Here is a 23,118-nt window from a genome sequence, read left to right on the forward strand (position 1 = left end):
TTAGAAGAAGCTCATGCCAATAATGATGGTATCTCCAGCCTGAACGGCGGAGTCTGCGGCGACATTGTTCAGCAGCTGACCGCTGCCAGACTGTCTAACTTGAATATCTTTACGGTCAGCGCGATCGGTAAAACCGCCCGCCAGCGCAATGGCTTTTTCCGCCGTTAAGCCTGGCTCCCAGGCGTAGCCATCCGGTTTTTTCACTTCACCCAGCAGATACACTTTGCGGTATTCGGCGACGCTTACCGTGACCATCGGCGTTTTCAGGTAGTTGCCGCGCAACTTATCAGCAATTTCTTTGCTGACCTGTTCAGGGGTCTTGCCCTGAAGTTGCAGCACACCAATAAACGGGTAATCAACGTTGCCGCTATTATCTATTTTTACCCGCATGGACATATCCTGTTCGCCGGAGACGTTAATATTGACTTCATCGCCATGGCTCAGCAGGTAAACGGTATTCGGCTGCGTTTTGATGGACTGCTGCGGGGTTGAGCATCCCGCTAGCAGCAGCGCCAGCAGCGGAAGCATCGCCAGATTCCTGTTTAAAAAGGTCATATTTGTACCTGCGTCATAAAAATAATGGCCGAATCGTCATAGCCCAGGGTGCGGTCAACTGCATGTGTGTAGTCCGGGCCAATATAAAAAGTATCCGTGTCTTTATTGGAGTGCATGGTGTTCCATTGCAGCTTCAGCTTAAAGTTAATGGATGGACGAAAATCATAGTTAAAGGTCAATGACACCAGATTTGACGTATCTTTGCGCTTATCACTCTGGTGCTTATAGTCTTCGGTAATATAGGAATAATCGATCAAGGTCGAAAAACGATCCACCACCCAGTGATGTTCATAGCCAATGCCTGTTGTCGATACCAGAATATATCCGCCAGAATCGGTTGGGTCTTTAATTCGCTGCGAGCTGTGCAGGTTAACGTTAACTTGCTCGAGCGGTGCCCAGTCAGCGGTAATATCCCAGTTCAGGCCGTTAAAGCCCTGCGAATTCGGGTTATGGATAAACTCTTTGTACAGCCAGGCAATGTTGGCGTTGATCTCCGTTTTCCCCGTCAGCCGGTTTTTCATACCGAACAGCAGGTAATACTCATTGCTGTCTTTAAGCTCATTGAGCTCGTAACGCCGCTGGTTAGTAATAAAGCTATAGCGGTAGCGGAGCGTTTTTGCTTTCTGGTCGAACACGTCAGCCACCAGGCTGTCTTCATGCCACTCCTGATCGCGCATGTAGTAGCCGAAGTCATCACTGGCATCTTTGATGCCGTCGATATCGCGAAAACGCAACTGCTTATGCTGTAGCGCGAGTTCTGCCTTACCGCGAGCCTCTGGCGCACCGTAGCTGTAGCGCAACTCGCTGTTGAAAAAGCGGGTACCGATAGGTTTATCGATACCAAATTCTTTAAATTGCTCGGGTAAAAAGCCTTCAGTGGTATCGCGGCCACGCTCTTCATGACCCAGTGTTTCTTCGAGGTCAAGAGCCAGTCCATGTTTGTCGCCGAAGCGCCAGTTCCCGTTGAACATGAAATAATGGTTGTTGCGATTATCCGCGCTATCGTTGGCATAGTAACGATAATCGCCTGAATACATCAGCAAGTACCGGTCTTCCTGGCGTTCGCCCATGGCTTTCACGACAGGTTTAATGTTCTGGTAGCTTGAGCCAATTGCATCCTGGCTATCGTGCTGCCAGGTCACGTTGTCATCATAGCCAATGTCATAGCCCAACTGGCTTTCGAAATCGATGCCAGCGATACCCGTGTGCGGTTTTGCCTGGAGGTCGGCATGTGCGTAAGGCACGGAGAGAAGACCAGCCAGGATAGCGAACCTAGAACGCATTTTTACCTACAAAGCCCCGTAAGAAGGTCAAAATTATGATTTTAAGATCGAGGAACAGCGACCACGACTGGATATAGTCCAGGTCGAACTGAATGCGCTTTTCCATTTTATCCAGCGTATCGGTTTCGCCGCGGAAACCGTTGATTTGTGCCAGCCCGGTTATCCCCGGTTTTACCTTATGGCGAATCATGTAGTTTTCGACCAGTACGCGGTACTGCTCGTTATGCGCCACCGCGTGTGGGCGTGGGCCGACTATCGACATTCGCCCCTGAAGGACGTTGAAAAATTGCGGCAGCTCATCGAGTGAAGTTTTACGTAAAAATGCACCAAACCGGGTAATGCGCGGATCGTTGCGGGTCGCCTGAGTAACGACGGTACTGTTCTCCATTACTCGCATGGTTCTGAACTTCCACACCTCGATTTGCTTACCGTTCAGGCCATAGCGGGTCTGCTTAAACAGAATTGGACCGGGGGAGGTAATTTTGATACCAATGGCCACCAGGATCATGACCGGCAGGCTGATCAGGGTAAAGAAAAAACCGAGGATCATATCTTCAATGTACTTGATGATGGCGCCTTCACCGTCAAACGGGGAGGTAAAGATACTGATGGTTTGTAGGTTGCCGAACATGCGCAGCTGGGAAATATGCGGGCTGTAAGAGAACAGGTCCGGTACCAGAAACACATCCACGGTCGTGTCCGAGAATTCGTTCAGAAACTGCTTAATGCGCTGACGGGCGACCATGGGTAGCGCAATATAAATTTCGTCGATTTCGCCCGCTTTCGCCATAGCCAGCAGATCGCTGCGGGTGCCGTGTCGTTCGATGCCGATAAGCGAACTTTCGCGCTGGTTATTGCGGTCTTCAAAGTAGGTGATGGTGAAGCCACGCTGTGAATATTCTTTTTGTAGCGCGTTTTTAATGGCCAGACCTGCCGGCGTAATGCCGAGGATCGCTACGCGTAACGGTGAATTAAAAAGATAATAAGAACTGATTACACGAACAAGGAATACGATTATAAATATAAACACCGAACATTTTGCCAGACTCTCGGCCAGCAGGATAAAATTCTCCAACGGTTGCTTATTGATAAGTTTTTCGGCAATCACAAAAAATAAAAACGAAACAATACTGCTCAGACATATGCTTATAATGAGTGTCAGTGATTTGGTTAAATAACGACCTTTCAGCTTTCCAGTGTACAGGTGAAAATATTCGTTAATACGAATAAATACCAATGAGAAGATGATGCCCAGAAGTGCGCTGGCTGTGGTGGGGTCGGTATAAAAATACTTTAAATAGGTAAAGACCAGAATATTGACTGTGAAAAAATCCAGTAGTTTTATCAGCTTGCTATAGCGTGAATTATAAATTTTCATATTGTTATCTGTCTTGTTTTACCCGTTTAATGGCGTTAATTAAACATCAATATGTTTTTTTCCAACCAACCCAAAAACGCGTGAGAAGCATTCACAGCTACAATAAAATTCTACTATTCATCACATTAGACCATGGTCAGAGCGATGTCGAGATATCGCAAACAAAAAAACATGTCGCCTTTAAATGCGCGTTGAGGGGACTATTCAATTATTTAAAAGGCGCGATGTAGGGCCGTATTGAGAAGCGGGTTATCCGGCGCTGAGCTTGCTGCACGAACGGGGATGTCGGGCACAGTCGATTTCGTTCAGGTGGCACATGGCTACCGGCCTGGCAGGGAGATATATTTTCCTCTCCCCGCGGGATGAGCCGACAAGCGCTGTAACGATATTATTTTTTCTTATTGAGCATCGCCTTTAAATCAGCGAAGGGATTATAGGTTGCTTCGCCAACATCTTTTTGCGCGTCTTCACCCGCCACAACGGTGGTGCCGTACTGGTCAGCTTCGGTGTACTTAGAGTGTTCGTGGTCGTGGCAAAACAGACACAACAGCTCCCAGTTACTCCCATCTTCCGGATTGTTGGTATGGTCGTGATCGATGTGGTGCACCGTCAGCTCGCGCAGGTTTGAATATACAAACTCCCGCGAACAACGCCCGCATACCCAGGGGTAGATTTTAAGCGCCTTTTCACGATAGCCGCTTTCCAGCCGCGCGTAGTTTTTGGGGATCAGAGCCATTGCCAATGTTACCTGCTAAAAAGAGTGGGTTTCACAATATATCCCATAATGGAAAGAAGGAGAATAAGCGAGATACCACTCTGCGCGAGCCGTCTCTTTAGCAACCCACCAGGCGTGAAAATCACACCGCTTGAGTATTAACCTGAGTTTATGGTTTTTGGGGCGGCGGGACGCCAGATTTTTACACTGGGATTGAACGAAAGGTGTTGTTGTTTGTGTGGTTAATTGACGAGGAGATAAGAGATTTATTGGGTATTTATTTTCCGTTTAATTGTTTTGAAAATATAAAGGTATCAAGTTAATTCACTTTTAACAATCCGGACATTTATTATCATAGTAGTTAACAGGGTATGCTTTTACGTAGGGTCTATTATGTTTCTCGTTTCGCTGAAGAAGATGTTAATCACGGGGGGACGTGATAAGGCCGAAAAAAGGACGATAAAAGATAAGCTGGATCATCAGTCTTATTTAGAAAGCGAAAGAGTACTAGAAATATATTTGGTGCGGCTGATCTGTGCTGTGACGCTATATGGTACGTTGCTAATGGCATATCATAGCTAGTGATTTACACCCGGGCATTCATAAGAACAGGTGCCGCAACCCCGGAGTTCTGGCACTCACAGGGTTGGGGCATTTCTGTCAGGTCTGAACACCGTATAGTCGTTATGAATCACATGCATTTAGCACAAGGTTGCAACGACACCAGGCCGGTAATGTCTTTTGCTTCCTGCTCCGCCTCTTCACGCCCTGGCGAGCAGCATTTGAAATATGCAGAAGTGGTAAATGCTGAATCTTCTCCGCCATTTATGGTTGGGCAGGACGCTTTATGGACGCGGGTGAGCGTAGCGTCTGTTTTTCGCCCGGTACCGTTGGCGCTTTTCGGCAAATTAACAACATAGCCCGTCGGGTTTTCATACAGCCATGCTTTATATGCCTGTTCACTGTTATCCATCCGGTCACTATGGAAGATCCTGATCATCTCTGAACTCCTGTTTTTTTAATAGGGGGCATTAGGTTTAGATTAGCTGCACGATAAAGCGTAAAGATTATTACAAACAATGAGATGAACGTAATATTGTTTAACCAGGGATGCAATTGCAATGCAATTGTCCCGGTTATGCGCCCTCGCGGTTACTTCTTCACGATCACCGCCTCCGGCGTGGCACACTCTGACCGATCCCCTGTATAATCCCCCGAAATTCTCCAACCGGTTTAGAAACGAACATGACAAAACTCACCTTACAAGAGCAGATGCTAAAAGCGGGCTTAGTGACCAGCAAGAAAATGGCCAAAGTTCAGCGCACGGCAAAAAAATCACGCGTTCAGGCCCGCGAGGCGAGAGAAGCAGTAGAAGAGAACAAAAAAGCGCAGATCGAGCGTGATAAGCAGTTGAGCGAGCAGCAGAAACAGGCTGTGTTAGCGAAAGAGTTTAAAGCTCAGGTCAAGCAGCTGATTGAAATGAACCGCATTTCGGTCTCAAGAGGCAATATCACATTTAACTTCACCGACGGCAATCTTATCAAAAAGATTGAGGTGGATAAGCAAACCCAGACGCAGCTGATTAATGGCCGCCTCGCCATTGCGCGTCTGGTGATTAACGCCAGCGGTGACTGTGAATACGCGATTATCCCGGCAGTTGTGGCGGATAAAATTGCCCAGCGTGATGCAGACAGCATTGTGCTGAACAGCGCGCTCAGCAAAGAAGCGGAAGATGAAGACGACCCTTACGCAGATTTCAAAATCCCTGACGATTTGATGTGGTAAGTCGTATCTAAAACGGGCTGGCGTTACGCGCCTTTATCAACTCCCTGGTGACCGGATGAACAAAATCCAGTCCGCTGGCGTGTAGCATCAGCCTCGCGGTATTTTCTGTGCCCGGCAACGCAAGCCCTCCATATAAATCACAGCCTAAAATCGGGTGTCCTGTCTGCTGGCAGTGAATGCGCAGCTGGTGGGTGCGCCCGGTTTCCGGGATAAGCTCGACCCGCGTTAACGGCAGTTCCGCACCCTGATAAAAGCGATCGATAACCCGGTAGCGAGAGCGTGCCGGTTTGCCGGTGACAGCACAAATCGACATCAGCGGAAACAGTGCTGGATCTTTGGCAATCGGCGCGTCGATTACTCCTTCATCGTCTTCCATATGCCCGCAAAGCAGGGCGGTATAGACCTTGCTGACGGCACGCTGGCTGAACTGGTGGCACAGAGCGGCGTTGATGGCTTTATTGCGGGCAATCACCATTAATCCGGATGTGCCGAAATCCAGGCGATGCACCAGCGTGCAGCCAGGGAAAATTTTAACCAGCCGGTAATGGACGGAATCGAGGTTTTGCGGATTTTTACCGGAAAGGCTAAGCAGCCCGGACGGTTTATTGATAAGCGCGATGTGTTCGTCCTGCCAGAGGATCTCTATCTCATCAGGACAAGGTGGGGCAATAAACGTATCAACAATGACAGACATCAGGCAACCCGGCTGGAGAGTGGGAGCGGATGATAGCGAAATACTGGGGAAAATTAAAACCCTCCCACCGGGCGGTGAGAGGGGAATATCTTAGGCTGCTACGAAACCGTCGATAGCGGCTTTCGCGTCAGACTGAGCTTTGGTCGCCACTTCAGGACCGTAAGCGATACCTTCAGCGAACACGAAGTTCACGTCAGTGATACCGATGAAGCCCAGGAAAACACTCAGGTATGGGGTCACCAGGTCAGTTGCGGTATCTTTATGGATACCACCACGGCTGGTCAGCACAACCGCACGTTTGCCTTTCACCAGACCTTCAGGGCCTTTTTCGGTGTAACGGAAGGTTACGCCAGCACGCGCCACCAGGTCGAAGTAGTTCTTCAGCTGGGTTGGGATGTTGAAGTTGTACATTGGAGCGTTGATCACGATAACGTCGTGAGCTTGCAATTCAGCAATCAGCTCATCAGACAGCGCCAGCGCTTCCTGCTGACGTGGAGTCAGCTGAGCATCGCTCGGACGCAGTGCGCCAACCAGTTCGCCGTCCAGTACAGGGATCGGGTTAGCTGCCAGGTCACGCACGGTGATTTCGTCAGCGGAATGCTGTTCACGCCACTGTTCAACGAAATAGTCGGACAGCTGACCAGACTGAGAGTACCCTGCCAGAATACTGGATTTCAAAACTAATACTTTGCTCATGGGTGATTCCTGTTGTGCATTTGATTGAAGGGGGTTGCCCCGTTGCTTGTTGACACTCTATTCACAATCCTGTCGCAGGGATAGCGCAATATATCGAATCCTATGTTCGATTTTTTTGAATAAGGCGACCAAAGCTGCGATGTGGTAATCTATACCAATCATTAAAATGAGATTTTACCAGGCAGAGCACTGCCCGTTAACGCTATGACAGAACAACAAAAATTATCCTTCCCGATGCTCCTGCAACAGCTCGATTCCCTGATGCTGCGGGACAAACAGCGTTTTGCCCGCCGTCTGCATGGGGTTAAGAAGGTTAAAAATCCTGATGCACAACAGGCCATTTACCAGGAGATGGCGCAAGAGATTGAACAGGCGGCAGGGAAAGTTGTGCTGCGCGAAGCTGCGCGTCCGGCGATCACCTATCCGGAAAACCTGCCGGTCAGCCAGAAGAAACAGGACATCCTCAACGCCGTGCGCGACCACCAGGTAGTGATCGTGGCGGGGGAAACAGGGTCCGGGAAAACCACGCAGCTGCCTAAAATCTGTATGGAGCTGGGGCGCGGGGTGAAAGGGCTGATTGGCCATACGCAGCCGCGTCGTCTGGCGGCGCGTACCGTGGCGAACCGTATTGCCGAAGAGCTGCAAACGGAGCCGGGCGGTTGCATTGGTTACAAGGTGCGATTCAGCGATCACGTCAGCGATAACACCATGGTCAAGCTGATGACTGACGGTATTCTGCTGGCGGAAATCCAGCAGGATCGCCTGCTGATGCAGTACGACACCATCATCATCGATGAAGCGCACGAACGCAGCCTGAATATCGACTTCCTGCTCGGTTATCTGAAAGAGCTACTGCCGCGCCGCCCGGATCTGAAAATCATCATTACGTCCGCGACCATCGACCCGGAACGTTTCTCGAAGCATTTCAACAATGCACCGATTATCGAAGTTTCTGGCCGTACCTTCCCGGTGGAAGTGCGTTATCGCCCGATTGTTGAAGAGGCGGACGATACCGAGCGCGACCAGTTGCAGGCTATTTTCGATGCCGTCGATGAGCTGGGGAACGAAAGTGCGGGCGATATCCTGATCTTTATGAGCGGCGAGCGCGAAATCCGCGATACCGCCGACGCGCTGAGCAAGCGTGATCTGCGCCATACCGAGATCCTGCCGTTGTATGCCCGTCTGTCGAACAGCGAGCAAAACCGCGTATTCCAGGCCCACAGCGGGCGTCGTATCGTGCTGGCAACCAACGTGGCGGAAACGTCACTGACCGTGCCAGGCATTAAATACGTTATCGACCCGGGTACGGCGCGTATCAGCCGCTACAGCTACCGCACCAAAGTGCAGCGCCTGCCGATTGAACCGGTTTCCCAGGCCTCTGCTAATCAGCGTAAAGGGCGTTGCGGCCGTGTATCGGAAGGGATCTGTATTCGTCTTTACTCTGAAGACGATTTCCTCTCTCGCCCGGAGTTTACCGACCCGGAGATCCTGCGTACCAACCTGGCGTCCGTCATCCTGCAAATGACAGCGTTAGGGCTGGGTGATATTGCCGCGTTCCCGTTTGTGGAAGCACCGGATAAACGCAACATTCAGGACGGCGTGCGCCTGCTGGAAGAGTTAGGCGCCATCACCACTGACGAACAGGCAACGGCGTATAAACTGACCCCGCAGGGGCGTCAGCTCAGCCAGTTGCCGGTTGACCCGCGCCTGGCGCGTATGGTGCTAGAAGCGCAAAAACATGGCTGCGTGCGTGAAGCGATGATCATTACCTCTGCGCTATCCATTCAGGATCCGCGCGAGCGTCCGATGGATAAACAGCAGGCATCCGATGAGAAACACCGCCGTTTCCACGACAAAGAGTCTGATTTCCTCGCCTTTGTGAACCTGTGGAATTATCTGGGCGAGCAACAGAAAGCGCTGTCGTCTAATCAGTTCCGCCGTCAGTGCCGGGTTGATTTCCTAAACTATTTGCGCGTGCGTGAGTGGCAGGATATCTACACCCAGCTGCGCCAGGTGGTGAAAGAGCTTGGCATCCCGGTGAACAGCGAGCCGGCTGAATACCGCGAAATTCATATTTCACTGCTGACGGGGCTTCTGTCCCATATCGGGATGAAAGACGCCGATAAGCAGGAGTTTACCGGTGCGCGTAACGCCCGTTTCTCTATCTTCCCGGGCTCGGGTTTATTCAAAAAACCGCCGAAGTGGACAATGGTGGCCGAGCTGGTGGAAACCAGCCGTCTGTGGGGGCGTATTGCTGCCCGCATCGATCCAGAATGGGTTGAGCCGGTTGCTCAGCACCTGCTGAAACGCTCATACAGTGAACCGCACTGGGAGCGAGCGCAGGGCGCGGTCATGGCGACAGAAAAAGTGACCGTTTACGGCTTGCCGGTAGTGGCGGCGCGTAAGGTCAACTACAGCCAGATTGACCCGGCGCTGTGCCGCGAGCTGTTTATTCGTCATGCGCTGGTTGAAGGTGACTGGCAGACGCGCCACGCGTTCTTCCGTGAAAACCTGAAACTGCGCGCCGAAGTGGAAGAGCTTGAGCACAAATCCCGCCGCCGCGACATTCTGGTGGATGACGATGCGCTGTTCGAATTTTATGACCAGCGTATTAGCCATGACGTGATTTCTGCGCGTCACTTCGACAGCTGGTGGAAGAAAGCCAGTAAAGAGACGCCAGACCTGCTCAACTTTGAAAAGAGCATGTTGATCAAAGAAGGGGCGGAGTCGGTCAGCAAGCTGGACTACCCGAACTTCTGGCATCAGGGCAACCTGAAGCTGCGTTTGACCTATCAGTTTGAGCCAGGGGCAGACGCCGACGGTGTGACGGTACATATCCCGCTGCCGCTGTTAAACCAGGTGGAAGAGAGCGGTTTTGAGTGGCAGATCCCCGGCCTGCGCCGCGAGCTGGTGATTGCCCTGATTAAGTCGCTGCCAAAACCGGTGCGCCGTAACTTTGTTCCGGCGCCGAACTATGCCGAGGCATTTTTGGGCCGCGTTACACCGCTGGAACTGCCGCTGCTGGAATCGCTGGAACGTGAATTCCGACGTATGACCGGCACGACCATCGACCGCGACGACTGGAACTGGGATCAGGTGCCCGATCACCTGAAAATCAGTTTCCGCGTGGTGGACGATAAAAACAAAAAGCTCCTGGAAGGGCGTTCCCTGACGGAGCTGAAAGATGCGCTCAAAGGTAAGGTACAGGAAACCTTGTCTGCCGTGGCGGATGACGGTATCGAACAGAGCGGGTTGCATATCTGGAGCTTTGGTCAACTGCCGGAAAGCTACGAGCAGAAACGCGGAAACTACAAGGTGAAGGCCTGGCCTGCGCTGGTGGATGAACGTGACAGTGTCGCGATCAAGCTGTTTGATAATCCGCTGGAGCAGCAGCAAATGATGTGGCGCGGTTTACGCCGCCTGCTGCTGTTGAACATTCCGTCGCCGATTAAGTATCTGCACGAAAAACTGCCGAACAAAGCCAAACTGGGTCTCTACTTTAACCCGTACGGGAAAGTGCTGGACCTGATTGACGACTGCATCTCCTGCGGCGTGGACAAGCTTATTGACGAGGCGGGCGGCCCGGTCTGGACGGAAGAGGCGTTTGCGAAATTGCACGATAAAGTGCGCGCAGAGCTGAACGACACCGTGGTCGACATCGCCAAACAGGTAGAGCAGATCCTGACGGCCGTGTTCAATATTAACAAACGCCTGAAAGGGCGCGTGGATATGACCATGGCGCTGGGGCTGTCGGACGTAAAAGCCCAGATGGCGGGGCTGGTGTACCGTGGTTTTGTCACCGGCAACGGCTTTAAGCGTCTGGGTGACACGCTGCGCTACCTGTTGGCCATCGAAAAACGCCTTGAGAAGCTGGCCGTGGATCCGCATCGCGATCGCGTGCAAATGCTGAAAGTGGAAAGTGTGCAGCAGGCCTGGCAGCAGTGGCTGAATAAACTGCCGCCAGCCCGCCGTGACGATGAAGATGTTCAGGCAATCCGCTGGATGATTGAGGAGTTACGCGTCAGCTTCTTCGCGCAGCAACTGGGTACGCCGTATCCGATTTCGGATAAGCGTATTTTGCAGGCGATGGAGCAGATTTCCGGTTAAATCTCTGTTTTCTCCCTCTCCCACAAGGCGAGGGAGCCGTACCTTCACCCATTCACCATCGCCAGCGTAAACCCATCCCAACCTTTAACCCCCACCGTTTGCAACGCGGTGGCGGTTAAACGTGGGTTATCCCCAATCATCTCGATAAACCGCCGCACGCCCTGTACGCGCGCGTCGTCACTCTGTCCGTTAATCACTTCGCCATCACGTACCACGTTATCGCCGATAATCAAGGTTCCCGGGCGGGAGTAGTACAGCGCCCACTCCAGGTAACCCGGGTTATTTGGTTTGTCGGCATCAATAAAGATCAGATCAAACGGCAGAATATCGCCCAGCTTTTCAAGTGATGTCAGCGCAGGGCCTTCAATCAAGGTGATGCGCGTGTCCAGACCTGCCAGATGAATATTCTGTCTGGCGATATTTGCATGGGTCGGGTCTGCTTCCAGGGTGATGAGTTGCCCGTCAGGCGGCAGGGCGCGCGCCATCCAGATTGAACTGTATGCACCCAGAGTGCCGATTTCCAGAACGCGCCTTGCCTGTGTCATACGGACAAACAACGCCAGAAATTGCCCCTGATTGGCGGCGACATCATGTTCCGGTAGTCCGGCGCGTTTATTGTTTTCAAGTACCTGCCGGAGCACGTCATCCTGGGGTATAAGACAAGAAATCATGAAATTATCTACGGCAGACCATTGTTGTTGCATAGATTGACTCCCTGGGATTAATGGCCGGGCAAGGCGCAGCTACCGCCCGTCATGTTGCTACTGATTAGCCCACCGGAGAGGAGCGCGCACTGGTCAGGATACGATGAAATAAGCAGCGACCGGTGCTTTTTCTGGCGGTATGAGTGGCATTATCTTTTGTATGAGTTGTCATTAAAAGCATAAAATGCAGGTGCAACCCGACGATTTTTGGATGTTTTTGGTTATTTGGAAAGATGACAAATTGAGCGGGTTTTGGTGTCCCGGCTTTCAGAGTGCTCCTCTGTTTTGTCAGGAAAAAACCGCTACCCTGAACAGAAAAACGCATAAGGAGTATACAATGAACCGGGCGATCTTTCCGTGCCTGCCAGACGAAACACTGGCCGCCGTCAACACCGTAGGTGAGTGGCTGGCGCAGGATGATGTCAACGCGGGCACTGCGGCGCAGAACATTGATTTTGTAGTGCTGGCGGGAAATGCGGTGATCCCGACCATTGATGCTGCCTGTCGGTTTGCGGCAACGCAAAACGTGCCGCTGCTGATTAGCGGTGGGATCGGCCATTCCACGTCGTTTCTGTATGCCGAAATTGCCCATCACCCGCGCTACCAGGCTATTGCCACCACGGGCAGGGCGGAAGCCAGCATCCTCGCGGATGTGGCGCGCCAGTTCTGGCAGGTTCCGCCTGAGCATATCCGGGTTGACGATCAGTCAACCAACTGTGGCGAGAATGCCCGCTTTAGCTGGAATATGATGAAGCAGCAACTCCCACAGGCGGAGCATGTGCTGGTGGTTCAGGATCCGACAATGCAACGGCGCACAATGGCGACCTTTGCCCGTGTCTGCCGCGATGAACCGGTATCACCGCAGTGGATTAGCCACCCTGGATTTGTCCCGCAGCTGCAAAACAGCGACAAGGGGCTGGTATTCTGCGGTGGCGGCGAAGGTGTGTGGCCTGTCGACCGCTATCTGTCGCTGGTGCTTGGGGAGCTGCCGCGCCTGTTTGATGATGCCAACGGGTATGGTCCTGCGGGTCGCGACTTTATCGCGCACGTTGATTTCCCTGATGCGGTACTCAGGGCATGGGAGATTTTACGCCACGACACCATTCTGACCGACGCCCTGACCAGCCGCTCACTTATCTAGCCTGTTGCCCGTTTGCGCAGGGTTTTCCGCAAACGGGCAATTTATGTTGCCAATTTGTAATTATAAAAATCTGCTGATGCGATTCTTTTATGAGATATCTCACAAAAACAGCGCGATAGGGTAGGAATGCTGCCCTGTGATTGTAGTTTTTAACAATAAATTTACTTGTCGAAAACAGTGTAATTACAGGAGCAGGTCATGACAGTACCCGTACAACATCCGATGTATATTGATGGTCAGTTTGTTGCCTGGCAGGGTGATGCCTGGATTGATGTGATCAACCCGGCAACCGAAGAGGTCATTTCCCGTATTCCCGACGGTCGCGCTGAAGACGCGCGTAAAGCTATCGAGGCCGCTGACCGCGCCCAGGCCGACTGGGAAGCACTGCCTGCTATTCAGCGTGCCAACTGGCTACGGAAAATTTCAGCGGGTATTCGCGAGCGTGCTAGTGAAATTAGCGCCTTAATCGTGGCCGAAGGCGGGAAAATTCAGCAGCTGGCTGAGGTTGAGGTGGCATTTACTGCCGACTATATCGACTACATGGCCGAGTGGGCGCGTCGCTACGAAGGGGAAATCATCCAGAGCGACAGACCAGGCGAGAATATTCTGGTCTTCAAACGCGCGCTTGGCGTGACCACCGGCATTCTGCCGTGGAACTTCCCGTTCTTCCTGATTGCCCGCAAGCTCGCGCCCGCGCTGCTGACCGGCAACACGATTGTGATCAAACCGAGCGAATTTACCCCGAATAACGCCATAGCCTTTGCCAAAATTGTGGATGAAATCGGCCTGCCGAAAGGGGTGTTTAACCTCGTTCTGGGGCGTGGTGAAACCGTGGGCCAGGAACTGGCTGGCAACCCGAAAGTGGCAATGGTGAGCATGACCGGCAGCGTCGGTGCCGGTGAGAAAATCATGGCCGCCGCCGCGAAAAACATCACTAAGGTTGGCCTGGAACTGGGCGGTAAAGCGCCGGCTATCGTGATGGACGATGCGAACCTGGAGCTGGCGGTGAAGGCTATCGTTGATTCGCGCGTGATTAACACCGGGCAGGTCTGTAACTGTGCCGAGCGTGTTTATGTGCAGAAGGGCATTTACGACCGCTTTGTGAACCGTCTGGGCGAGGCGATGAAAGCCGTGCAGTTTGGCAACCCGGCCGAACGCAATGATATTGCGATGGGGCCGCTTATCAACGCCGCCGCGCTTGAACGCGTGGAACAAAAAGTGGCGCGTGCGGTACAGGAAGGGGCAAAAGTGGTGCTCGGCGGAAAAGCGATTGAGGGCAAAGGCTATTACTACCCGCCAACGCTGTTGCTGGATGTCCGTCAGGAGATGACCATCATGCATGAAGAAACCTTCGGCCCGGTGCTGCCCGTAGTGGTCTTCGACACGCTGGAAGAGGCGCTGAAGATGGCGAACGACAGCGATTACGGTTTGACTTCCTCTATTTATACGCAGGATCTGAATGTCGCGATGAAGGCCATCAAAGGGCTGAAGTTTGGCGAAACCTATATCAACCGCGAAAACTTTGAAGCAATGCAGGGCTTCCACGCGGGCTGGCGCAAGTCAGGGATTGGTGGGGCCGATGGTAAACATGGTCTGAACGAGTATCTGCAAACTCAGGTGGTTTATTTGCAGTCATAAGCGAAAACCCCCTCTCAATTGCAGAGGGGGTTTTTATTTTACAGCGCGGCGTATTTATCCAGCGTACGTACCAGCTGGGTAACAAAGCCATATTCGTTGTCGTACCAGGCAACGGTTTTCACCAGCTGCACATCCCCGGCATCCGTCACTTCCGTCTGGGTGGCGTCAAACACCGAACCAAAATGTGAGCCGATAACATCGGATGAGACGATCTCTTCATCGGTGTAGCCAAACGAGTCGTTATCCTTCGTGGCCTGTTTCAGCGCCTGGTGGATCTCTTCTACCGTGACCTTTTTATCCAGAATGGACACCAGTTCGGTGACGGAGCCAGTTTTGACCGGCACGCGCTGGGCGTGGCCTTTCAGCTTGCCGCTCAGGGCCGGGATCACCAGCCCAATCGCTTTCGCGGCACCGGTAGTGTGCGGGATGATATTTTCCGCCGCCGCGCGTGAGGCGCGAAGATCTTTACCTCGTGGGCCATCGACCAGCGCTTGTGTCCCGGTGTAGGCGTGGATAGTGGTCATCGTCCCCACTTTAATGCCGAACGCGTCGTGGAGCGCTTTTGCCATCGGTGCCAGGCAGTTGGTGGTGCAGGATGCCACGGAAATAATGGTATCGCTGGCGGTGATAGTGTCGTCGTTGACGTTGAACACAATGGTTTTCATCTCACCCGCAGGGGCAGAAATCAGCACTTTTTTAGCGCCGGCATTCAGGTGCGCTTTTGATTTCTCTTCAGAGGTATAAAAACCGGTGCATTCCACGACGAGTTCAACCCCCGCAGCCTTCCACGGAATATGCTGCGCCTCTTTTTCGGCATAAACCGAAATGGATTTTCCGTCGACAATCAGCGAGTCTTCTGTGAAATCAACGCTCCACGGAAAACCACCGTAGTTAGAATCATGTTTGAGCAGATAGGCCAGCACTTTGGGGGAGGTGAGGTCATTGATGGCAACCACGCTGTTGCTGTCCTGGGTTTCGAGTAGGCGACGCAATACAAGACGTCCAATGCGACCAAATCCGTTAATACCAATTTTACTCATGGCTTTCTCCTGGTGAATCTGTCGAAGTGACAGTTTGAACTCATCCAGGCTTAGACCATGAAACCCGCGCAGGCAATTGAAGATATGTCATGCGTCGGGAAACATTTGAAAAACCATACAGAAAAGTTAATGAATTTTTAAGGAAAGCTGGTTATGTTGGCCGTAAATTCGTTTTTTCTCAGGAAATCATATGCGCACTAAATATACGGGCCTGCAAATTGGCATCCACTGGATGGTGTTTATGTTGGTCATAGTGGCCTACTGTGCCATGGAATTCAGAGGCTTATTCCCGCGTACCGCCCGCCCAGCGATCAACATGATCCACGTCTCCTGCGGCATCTCTATCTTGGTTCTGATGTGTGCTCGTTTGCTGATGCGCCTTAAACATCCGGCGCCACCTATTCAGCCAAAACCAAAGGCCATGATCACCGGTTTATCCCACCTGGGGCATCTGGCGGTGTATCTGCTGTTTATGGCGCTGCCGGTTATTGGCCTGACCATGATGTATTTCCGTGGCAGCGACTGGTATGCCTTTGGTCTGGTTATGCCTCACGCGGCAGAAGCGAATTTTGACCGGGTCGACTCGCTCAAAGAGTGGCACTCCATTCTGGCAAATACCGGGTATTTCCTCATTGGTATTCACGCTCTGGCGGCGTTAATCCACCACTATTTCTGGAAAGACAATACGCTGCTGCGCATGATGCCGAAGAAACGTCAGTGACACCCGCCGTGGGAAAACTGCGCAAGGTACTCCTCGCCACCGGTATCGGCCATTTTGTCGAATGGTTTGACGTTGGCCTTTACGGCACGCTGGCGGGGATTATCGGTATGCAATTTTTTCATACCGACAGCCCGGGCGTAGCGCTGCTCTCATCGTTTGCGGTGTTTGGCGCAGGGTTCATTATGCGCCCGCTTGGGGGGCTGTTTTTCGGTTCGCTTGGCGATCGCATTGGCCGGCAGAAAGTGCTGGCCACGGTCATTTTACTTACCTCGGGCGCGACCTTCGTGATGGGGATTTTACCCACCTGGTCGCAACTGGGGGTAAGCGCCACCGTTTTACTGGTGCTCACCCGCCTGGTTCAGGGATTCGCAGTCGGCGGTGAAAGTGCAGGGGCAACCGCATTTTTGGCCGAATACGCGCCAGCTAACCGCCGCGGCTATTTCACCAGCTGGACAGACAGCTTCGGTTTTTTGGCGTTTGTCGCAGGCTCCGGGCTGGTGTTCCTTCTGACGGCTGTGCTGGGTGAAAGCGCAATGAATGACTGGGGCTGGCGCATTCCTTTTCTGATTGCTGGCCCGCTCGGGATTGTGGGGCTGTATCTGCGTCTTTACCTTCAGGATTCCCCTGAATTTCTGGCCGCGCTGAAAAGCGGCAAAACCGACGCAGCACCCCTTCATTCCTTGGTGACACATTCCCGGGCTGTTCTGCTGTTTTGTGCCGGCTTTATGGTCATCAAGGCGGTGGGACACTGGACGTTGCAAACCTTTATTCCTCACTATCTTTCGGGTGCAATGGCGTATTCGCAGCGGGATGCCTACGCGATAACCACTCTTGGATTATTTGCGATTGTCCTGCTGATACCGCTTATGGGGTGGTTATCCGATCGCGTGGGCCGTAAACCGTTGATGCTGGTAGGCTGCGGCGGATTAATCGTCTTTACCTTGCCTGCCATGATGCTGATGGCGCGCGGGGATATGGCCTCTGCCGTGTTGGCAATGTTGATCCTTGGGGGCTTTATTGCGGCGTTTGATGGCGCGAGCAGTGCGGCAATGGCCGAGCTTTTTCCGACCCGCGTGCGTTTTGGTGGTATGGCGATGGCCGGGAATATTGTGGCGGCGCTGTTGGGTGGGTTCACACCGTGGTTTTCGGTGTATCTGATGACGATCACCGGTAACCCATTTTCTCCTGCCGGGTATATCATCGCCGCTGCGTTAATCACCTTGCTGACGGTGATGCGGGCGAAAGAAACAGCCGGTAAACCGCTACCGCGGTAAGAGTAACCTGCGGAAAACCGCAGGTTACCGCATAGGTTATTTTTGCAGGTGAGCGCGCTCGCCTGCGGTTAATGCCAGCGGCTGAGTGGTACCTGTTTCGGAAGAGGTCACGGCGGCTTCCAGTACGGCCATCACCGCCAGCGCTTCAACCGGGTGAACCGGGTTTTCGATTTCACCGTTCAGTGCATTACGCACGTTAATGTAATACTGGCGCTGATCGCCTTTTGGCGTGCTAACCGCATGCGGCTCACCGTTGGCATCAAACAGCACCATGTTATCGCTGTCTTCACCCCAGGTGTCGCTGCCAGGGATGACGCCTGCCAGAAGCTGCGCTTCCTGCTGGTCGATTCTGGCTTTAACCACGCTTGCCTTATCACCGTGAACCGTAAAGCGCGACGTGCCACCGGCAACCAGCATACTGCAATGCAGAACCACTTTATGTTCCGGGTAATTTAATACCACATGCGCCCAGTCATTAATTTCCGCACCTGCGCGAAGGGTGGCGATATTGCCCTGCACGGACTGCGGCAGGCCAAACAGTTGCAACGTCTGGTCAATCAGGTGTGGCCCGATATCAAACCACAGGCCGCTGCCCGGGACGTTTTGTTCTCTCCAGCGCACGCGAACTTCCGGGCGGAAGCGGTCAATGTGAGACTCAAAATGCTTAACTTTACCGATTTGACCCTGCCCGATAACCTGCTTAATACCGAGGAAATCGCTATCCCAGCGGCGGTTATGGAAGACAGACAGCAGTAACTGTTTTTCCGCTGCCAGTGCGATCAGATCACGCGCTTCCTGCATGTCGAGGGTAAAGGGTTTATCCACCACCACATGCTTACCACTGTTCAGGGCAAGCGTTGCCAGCGGCGCGTGCGTTGCGTTAGGGGAGGCGATCACCACCAGATCGATATCCGGGTGCTGAATAGCTTCTTCAGGCGTGGCCACCACGATGGCATCCGGGATATCGCGTTTGACCTTTTCTTCGTCGCGGGAAGAGACAACCGCCAGCTTCAGGCCATCGACGGACTGGAGCAGCGGCGCGTGGAAGGTTTTTCCCACGAACCCATAGCCGATCAGCGCAATGTTGATTGTCTTACCGTTTCGAGCGACAACTTTATTCATGACCATCTCCACGTTATTAAGCATCTGCAAGAGTGACTTGTAGTGCGCTGTTGTCCCCAAGCTCTGCCCAGGGACGATCTAAGAACAATTGATGAATGTCGGCTAACCCGGAAACCAGGTAGGGCTCGCAGTGGTTGAGTTTCAGGTGATCGGCAACGATCCAGTGTTCACGGCTGGCTGCCAGCATGGCCCGTTTTACGTCAGCATCGGCTTCTTTGCTGGCACTCAGGCCCAACTGAGGGTGAATGGCGCAGGCACCAAGAATGGCGATATCCGCCCGGTAGCGTGACAGTAGTGAAAGGGTGGCGCTACCGGCAAACAGGCGCTGTTTCTGATCCCACTGGCCCCCGAGCAGAATGAGTTCGATGTCGGCGCGGTCGCTGAAATGCTGGGCGATATCCAGCGAGGTGGTGATGACCTTCAGCGGCCCCTGAAGAAAGGTGGCGACGGCCATTACCGTACTTCCGGCATCAAGAAACAGGGTTGAGCCTGCGGGCACGCTCTCTGCGACCTTTTTGCCAAGCTGCTGCTTGGTTTTGGGCAGCAACGTATTTCTGCTCTGGCGGTTCATCGCCGACAGATCGAGGGCAATGGCGCCACCGTGGTTCTTTTGCGCCAGCCCCTGATTCTCAAGGTCTGTAAGATCCCGGCGAACGGTGTCCGCAGAAACCTGCAATTTTTCAACGAGGTCGCTGATACTGACTTGACCATTTTCACTAATAATATCAAGCAAGTATTTCTGACGAGCGGTTTTATGCATCTGGGTTCAATCCTGCAAAATATCGCAATAAGTCGCATATTACAGCATTTTGCCGGAAAACCATAAGAAACTGACGGTTTACAGGGAATGAATAACAATTTACTATACCCCCCTATAGTATCAGGAGGGCGTATGCCACATTCACCCGCAGATAAAAAACGAATCCTCACTCGCGTCCGGCGTATCCGTGGGCAGGTTGACGCCCTGGAACGTGCGCTGGAATCCGGCGAACCCTGTCTGGCCATCCTGCAACAAATCGCCGCCGTGCGCGGTGCTGCAAATGGTCTGATGGGCGAAATGGTCGAAATTCACCTCAAAGATGAGCTGGTGACGGGGGAGACAACCCCGGACCAGCGGGCAGTCAGAATGGCAGAAGTCGGCCATTTGCTGCGCTCTTATCTAAAATAAACCCACAGACCTCACAACAAGGGAAAGACATTATGAAATCTCGCGCTGCTGTCGCATTTGGCCCAGGCCAGCCGTTGAAAATCGTCGAAATTGACGTTGCGCCGCCGAAAAAAGGCGAAGTATTAATTAAAATCACCCACACCGGCGTGTGCCATACGGATGCGTTCACCCTGTCTGGTGATGATCCTGAAGGCGTATTCCCGGCGGTACTTGGCCATGAAGGCGGCGGTGTTGTGGTTGAAGTGGGGGAAGGCGTTACCAGCCTGAAACCTGGCGATCACGTTATTCCGCTGTACACCGCAGAATGTGGCGAGTGTAAGTTCTGTAAATCCGGCAAAACCAACCTCTGTCAGGCCGTGCGTGCCACCCAGGGTAAAGGACTGATGCCAGACGGAACAACCCGTTTCTCTTACAACGGTGAGCCGATTTATCACTATATGGGCACCAGTACCTTCAGCGAATACACAGTATGCGCCGAGATTTCCCTGGCCAAAGTGAACCCGCAGGCACCGCTGGATAAAGTGTGTCTGCTCGGTTGTGGTGTAACCACCGGTATCGGGGCGGTACACAATACGGCGAAAGTGAAAGAGGGTGATACCGTGGCGGTGTTCGGCCTGGGCGGGATTGGTCTGGCGGTTATCCAGGGTGCGGTGCAGGCAAAAGCCGGTCGTATCATTGCGGTGGATACCAACCCGGAAAAATTCAAGCTGGCCGGTGAAATGGGCGCGACCGATTTCGTTAACCCGAAAGATTACGAAAAGCCGGTTCAGGACGTGATTGTTGAGCTGACCGACGGCGGCGTTGATTTCAGCTTTGAATGTATCGGTAATGTCAACGTGATGCGTTCTGCGCTTGAATGCTGCCATAAAGGCTGGGGCGAAAGCATCATCATTGGTGTGGCTGGTGCAGGTCAGGAGATCCGCACGCGTCCATTCCAGCTGGTGACGGGCCGCGTATGGCGAGGTTCTGCGTTCGGTGGTGTGAAAGGCCGTACCCAGCTGCCGGGTATGGTTGAAGATGCCATGAGCGGAAAGATTCAGCTCGATCCGTTCATTACCCACCGTCTGCCGTTAGAGCAGATAAACGAAGCGTTTGACCTGATGCACGAAGGTAAATCGATCCGTACCGTCATCCATTTCGGCGACAACTAATTATTCTGCCAGCGGTTTTTGCCGCTGGCATTTCTTTAATAATCTTCTCGAAACTGTGACCTGGCTGGCGATTTTAGCCGTAATCAAATTCCCCGCTGTGCCGATGACTATTTTACAGGCGTGTTTTTACGCATCTTACCTATAAGAGAGTCGACGGTCATGGACAACACAACTTCGATGCAGGCACAGCACAAGCTGAGCTTCTTGCATCACATCAGGCTGGTTCCGCTGTTTTCCTCCATTCTCGGTGGCATTATTCTTCTGTTTGCCTTGAGCTCCGGTCTGGCGGGTTACTTCCTTTTAAAAGCTGACACCGATCAGCAGGATGTCACATCCGAAATTCAGGTTCGTCTGGGGTTATCGAACAGTTCAAACCACTTACGCACCGCCCGTATCAATATGATCCACGCGGGTGCGGCGAGCCGTATCGCCGAAATGGATGCAATGAAGCAGAACATCCACGAGGCGGAAACGCGCATTAAACAATCCCAGGACAGTTTTGCGGCGTATATGAATCGCGCGGTTCGCACCCCGGCAGATGAAGCCCTGGACGCGGATCTGAAAGCGCGTTACGACGCCTACGTCGCCGGGCTCCAGCCGATGCTGAAATATGCCAAAAATGGCATGTTCGAAGCCATTATCAACCACGAAAACGAAACCGCACGTCCGCTGGATGACGGGTATAACGACGTGCTGATGAAGGCGATTAAAATCCGTACCGATCGCGCGAATGCACTGACGGCACAGGCACATACCCGCACGCAGATGGGGCTGATGTTTATGGTCGGTGCCTTTGCGCTGGCGCTGGTGCTGACGGCGACAACATTTATCGTGCTGCGCCGCACGGTGATTAACCCACTTCAGCGTGCCGCTAAGCGCATTGAGAATATCGCTAAAGGCGACCTGACGATGCCGGACGACGCAACTGGCCGCAGCGAAATTGGCCGTCTGACGCGTGACCTGCAAACTATGCAGCACTCGCTGGTGACGACTGTGGGTACGGTTCGCCAGGGGGCGGAAGAGATCTATCGCGGTACCAGCGAGATTTCTGCCGGCAATACCGATCTTTCGTCACGCACCGAGCAGCAGGCGGCCGCCATTGAGCAGACAGCAGCCAGCATGGAGCAACTGACCGCTACCGTGAAGCAGAACGCCGATAACGCACACCATGCCAGCAAACTGGCGGAAGATGCTTCCGGTAAAGCCAGCCGTGGCGGCCAGATGGTGTCCGGCGTGGTGAAAACCATGGGCAATATCTCTACCAGCTCGAAGAAAATCTCTGAAATCACCGCGGTGATTAACAGCATCGCTTTCCAGACCAATATCCTGGCGCTGAACGCCGCAGTAGAAGCTGCGCGCGCCGGTGAGCAGGGGCGTGGTTTTGCGGTGGTGGCGAGTGAAGTTCGTACCCTGGCAAGCCGCAGTGCGAACGCAGCGAAAGAGATTGAAAGCCTGATCAACGAATCCGTGTCGCTGATTGACCAGGGCTCTGGTGAAGTGGTTGCCGCAGGTAACACCATGAATGAAATCGTCGAAGCCGTTAAGCGCGTCACCGACATCATGCTGGAGATTGCTGCGGCTTCCGATGAGCAAAGCCGTGGTATAGTGCAGGTGAGCCAGGCCATCTCTGAGATGGATAAAGTGACCCAGCAGAACGCCTCGCTGGTGGAAGAAGCCTCTGCGGCGGCAGCGTCTCTGGAAGAACAGGGCGCGCGTCTGACCGAGGCGGTTGGTGCGTTTCGTCTGAACGGAGCAACGGCAAGCCGTTCGGTAGCGTCTTCGCCCGCTGTTAAAAGCGCGCCATTGCGTCCCGCTGCTGCTGTATCCGGGGATAACTGGGAAACGTTCTGAGTCGCCAGCAGTGTCGGGTGGCGCTTCGCTTACCCGACCTACAAAACCAGGCCTGTAGGCTCGCGTAAGCGAAGCACCACCGGGCAAAAAAAAGG

At 53.0% G+C, this 23,118-nt stretch carries 20 protein-coding genes; 9 read left to right on the forward strand and 11 right to left on the reverse strand.

The window, feature by feature from the left end:
• The 5 genes from ACT9TW_RS16440 to ACT9TW_RS16460 form a co-directional block, all read right to left on the reverse strand.
• The gene (locus ACT9TW_RS16440) at positions 1–555 is read right to left on the reverse strand and encodes a polysaccharide biosynthesis/export family protein (RefSeq protein WP_182061011.1); all 555 of its coding nucleotides are present in this window, start codon (positions 553–555) and stop codon (positions 1–3) included.
• Positions 552–1,838, reverse strand: a complete 1,287-nt coding sequence (locus tag ACT9TW_RS16445; RefSeq protein ID WP_446493061.1) for an outer membrane beta-barrel protein — start codon at positions 1,836–1,838, stop codon at positions 552–554. The genes ACT9TW_RS16440 and ACT9TW_RS16445 overlap by 4 nt, the downstream gene beginning before the upstream one ends.
• The gene (locus ACT9TW_RS16450; protein ID WP_446493062.1) at positions 1,828–3,216 is read right to left on the reverse strand and encodes an undecaprenyl-phosphate glucose phosphotransferase; all 1,389 of its coding nucleotides are present in this window, start codon (positions 3,214–3,216) and stop codon (positions 1,828–1,830) included. The genes ACT9TW_RS16445 and ACT9TW_RS16450 overlap by 11 nt, the downstream gene beginning before the upstream one ends.
• Positions 3,217–3,604: 388 nt before the next feature.
• The gene (gene yajD / locus ACT9TW_RS16455; protein ID WP_014070216.1) at positions 3,605–3,952 is read right to left on the reverse strand and encodes an HNH nuclease YajD; all 348 of its coding nucleotides are present in this window, start codon (positions 3,950–3,952) and stop codon (positions 3,605–3,607) included.
• Positions 3,953–4,622: 670 nt separating this feature from the next.
• Positions 4,623–4,931, reverse strand: coding sequence for a hypothetical protein (locus ACT9TW_RS16460; protein ID WP_446493063.1), 309 nt, complete (start codon positions 4,929–4,931; stop codon positions 4,623–4,625).
• 245 nt (positions 4,932–5,176) lie between these two features.
• Between ACT9TW_RS16460 and ACT9TW_RS16465 the strand changes: the two genes are divergently transcribed.
• A complete protein-coding gene (locus tag ACT9TW_RS16465; RefSeq protein ID WP_182061025.1) occupies positions 5,177–5,716 on the forward strand; it encodes a DUF2058 domain-containing protein in 540 nt (179 codons plus the stop codon).
• 7 nt (positions 5,717–5,723) lie between these two features.
• On the opposite strand, the gene ACT9TW_RS16470 is transcribed toward ACT9TW_RS16465, so the two are convergent.
• Positions 5,724–6,410 (reverse strand): RluA family pseudouridine synthase, encoded by a 687-nt coding sequence (locus ACT9TW_RS16470; RefSeq protein ID WP_446493064.1) that lies wholly within the window; start codon positions 6,408–6,410, stop codon positions 5,724–5,726.
• Between the two features lie 90 nt (positions 6,411–6,500).
• Positions 6,501–7,106: an FMN-dependent NADH-azoreductase gene (azoR, locus tag ACT9TW_RS16475; protein ID WP_014070219.1), complete on the reverse strand. Its 606-nt coding sequence runs from the start codon at positions 7,104–7,106 to the stop codon at positions 6,501–6,503.
• A gap of 204 nt (positions 7,107–7,310) precedes the next feature.
• On the opposite strand from azoR, the gene hrpA reads away from it, so the two are divergent.
• Positions 7,311–11,213 carry an ATP-dependent RNA helicase HrpA gene (gene hrpA, locus ACT9TW_RS16480; RefSeq protein ID WP_446493065.1) on the forward strand — a complete coding sequence of 1,301 codons (3,903 nt, stop codon included), beginning with the start codon at positions 7,311–7,313 and terminating at the stop codon, positions 11,211–11,213.
• A 44-nt stretch (positions 11,214–11,257) separates the two neighbouring features.
• Here the strand turns inward: hrpA and ACT9TW_RS16485 are convergent, their stop codons facing one another.
• A complete protein-coding gene (locus ACT9TW_RS16485; protein ID WP_446493066.1) occupies positions 11,258–11,917 on the reverse strand; it encodes an O-methyltransferase in 660 nt (219 codons plus the stop codon).
• Between the two features lie 337 nt (positions 11,918–12,254).
• Here ACT9TW_RS16485 and ACT9TW_RS16490 point away from each other — a divergent pair, with 337 nt between their 5' ends.
• Positions 12,255–13,058, forward strand: coding sequence for a YdcF family protein (locus ACT9TW_RS16490; RefSeq protein ID WP_446493067.1), 804 nt, complete (start codon positions 12,255–12,257; stop codon positions 13,056–13,058).
• A gap of 198 nt (positions 13,059–13,256) precedes the next feature.
• The gene (gene aldA / locus ACT9TW_RS16495) at positions 13,257–14,696 is read left to right on the forward strand and encodes an aldehyde dehydrogenase (protein WP_446493068.1); all 1,440 of its coding nucleotides are present in this window, start codon (positions 13,257–13,259) and stop codon (positions 14,694–14,696) included.
• A 38-nt stretch (positions 14,697–14,734) separates the two neighbouring features.
• On the opposite strand, the gene gap is transcribed toward aldA, so the two are convergent.
• Positions 14,735–15,736, reverse strand: coding sequence for a type I glyceraldehyde-3-phosphate dehydrogenase (gene gap / locus ACT9TW_RS16500; RefSeq protein WP_446493069.1), 1,002 nt, complete (start codon positions 15,734–15,736; stop codon positions 14,735–14,737).
• A gap of 190 nt (positions 15,737–15,926) precedes the next feature.
• Between gap and cybB the strand changes: the two genes are divergently transcribed.
• Both cybB and ACT9TW_RS16510 read left to right on the forward strand, forming a co-directional pair.
• Entirely contained in the window at positions 15,927–16,457 is a 531-nt protein-coding gene (gene cybB / locus ACT9TW_RS16505) for a cytochrome b561 (protein WP_446493070.1), read from the forward strand.
• Complete coding sequence (locus ACT9TW_RS16510) at positions 16,454–17,731, forward strand: MFS transporter (protein WP_446493071.1); 1,278 nt, start codon at positions 16,454–16,456, stop codon at positions 17,729–17,731. The genes cybB and ACT9TW_RS16510 overlap by 4 nt, the downstream gene beginning before the upstream one ends.
• A gap of 36 nt (positions 17,732–17,767) precedes the next feature.
• On the opposite strand, the gene ACT9TW_RS16515 is transcribed toward ACT9TW_RS16510, so the two are convergent.
• Positions 17,768–18,877, reverse strand: a complete 1,110-nt coding sequence (locus tag ACT9TW_RS16515; RefSeq protein WP_446493072.1) for an oxidoreductase — start codon at positions 18,875–18,877, stop codon at positions 17,768–17,770.
• Positions 18,870–19,613: a DeoR/GlpR family DNA-binding transcription regulator gene (locus tag ACT9TW_RS16520; protein ID WP_446493073.1), complete on the reverse strand. Its 744-nt coding sequence runs from the start codon at positions 19,611–19,613 to the stop codon at positions 18,870–18,872. The genes ACT9TW_RS16515 and ACT9TW_RS16520 overlap by 8 nt, the downstream gene beginning before the upstream one ends.
• Positions 19,614–19,745: 132 nt before the next feature.
• On the opposite strand from ACT9TW_RS16520, the gene ACT9TW_RS16525 reads away from it, so the two are divergent.
• From ACT9TW_RS16525 to ACT9TW_RS16535, 3 genes are all read left to right on the forward strand, one after another.
• Positions 19,746–20,021 (forward strand): metal/formaldehyde-sensitive transcriptional repressor, encoded by a 276-nt coding sequence (locus ACT9TW_RS16525; RefSeq protein ID WP_006175178.1) that lies wholly within the window; start codon positions 19,746–19,748, stop codon positions 20,019–20,021.
• A 32-nt stretch (positions 20,022–20,053) separates the two neighbouring features.
• On the forward strand, positions 20,054–21,172 hold the full coding sequence (locus tag ACT9TW_RS16530; RefSeq protein ID WP_014070233.1) for an S-(hydroxymethyl)glutathione dehydrogenase/class III alcohol dehydrogenase: 1,119 nt from the start codon (positions 20,054–20,056) through the stop codon (positions 21,170–21,172).
• A 159-nt stretch (positions 21,173–21,331) separates the two neighbouring features.
• Positions 21,332–23,023 (forward strand): methyl-accepting chemotaxis protein, encoded by a 1,692-nt coding sequence (locus ACT9TW_RS16535; protein ID WP_446493074.1) that lies wholly within the window; start codon positions 21,332–21,334, stop codon positions 23,021–23,023.
• Positions 23,024–23,118 lie beyond the last annotated feature (95 nt).

It is taken from the genome of Enterobacter sp. C4G1 (assembly GCF_052886895.1).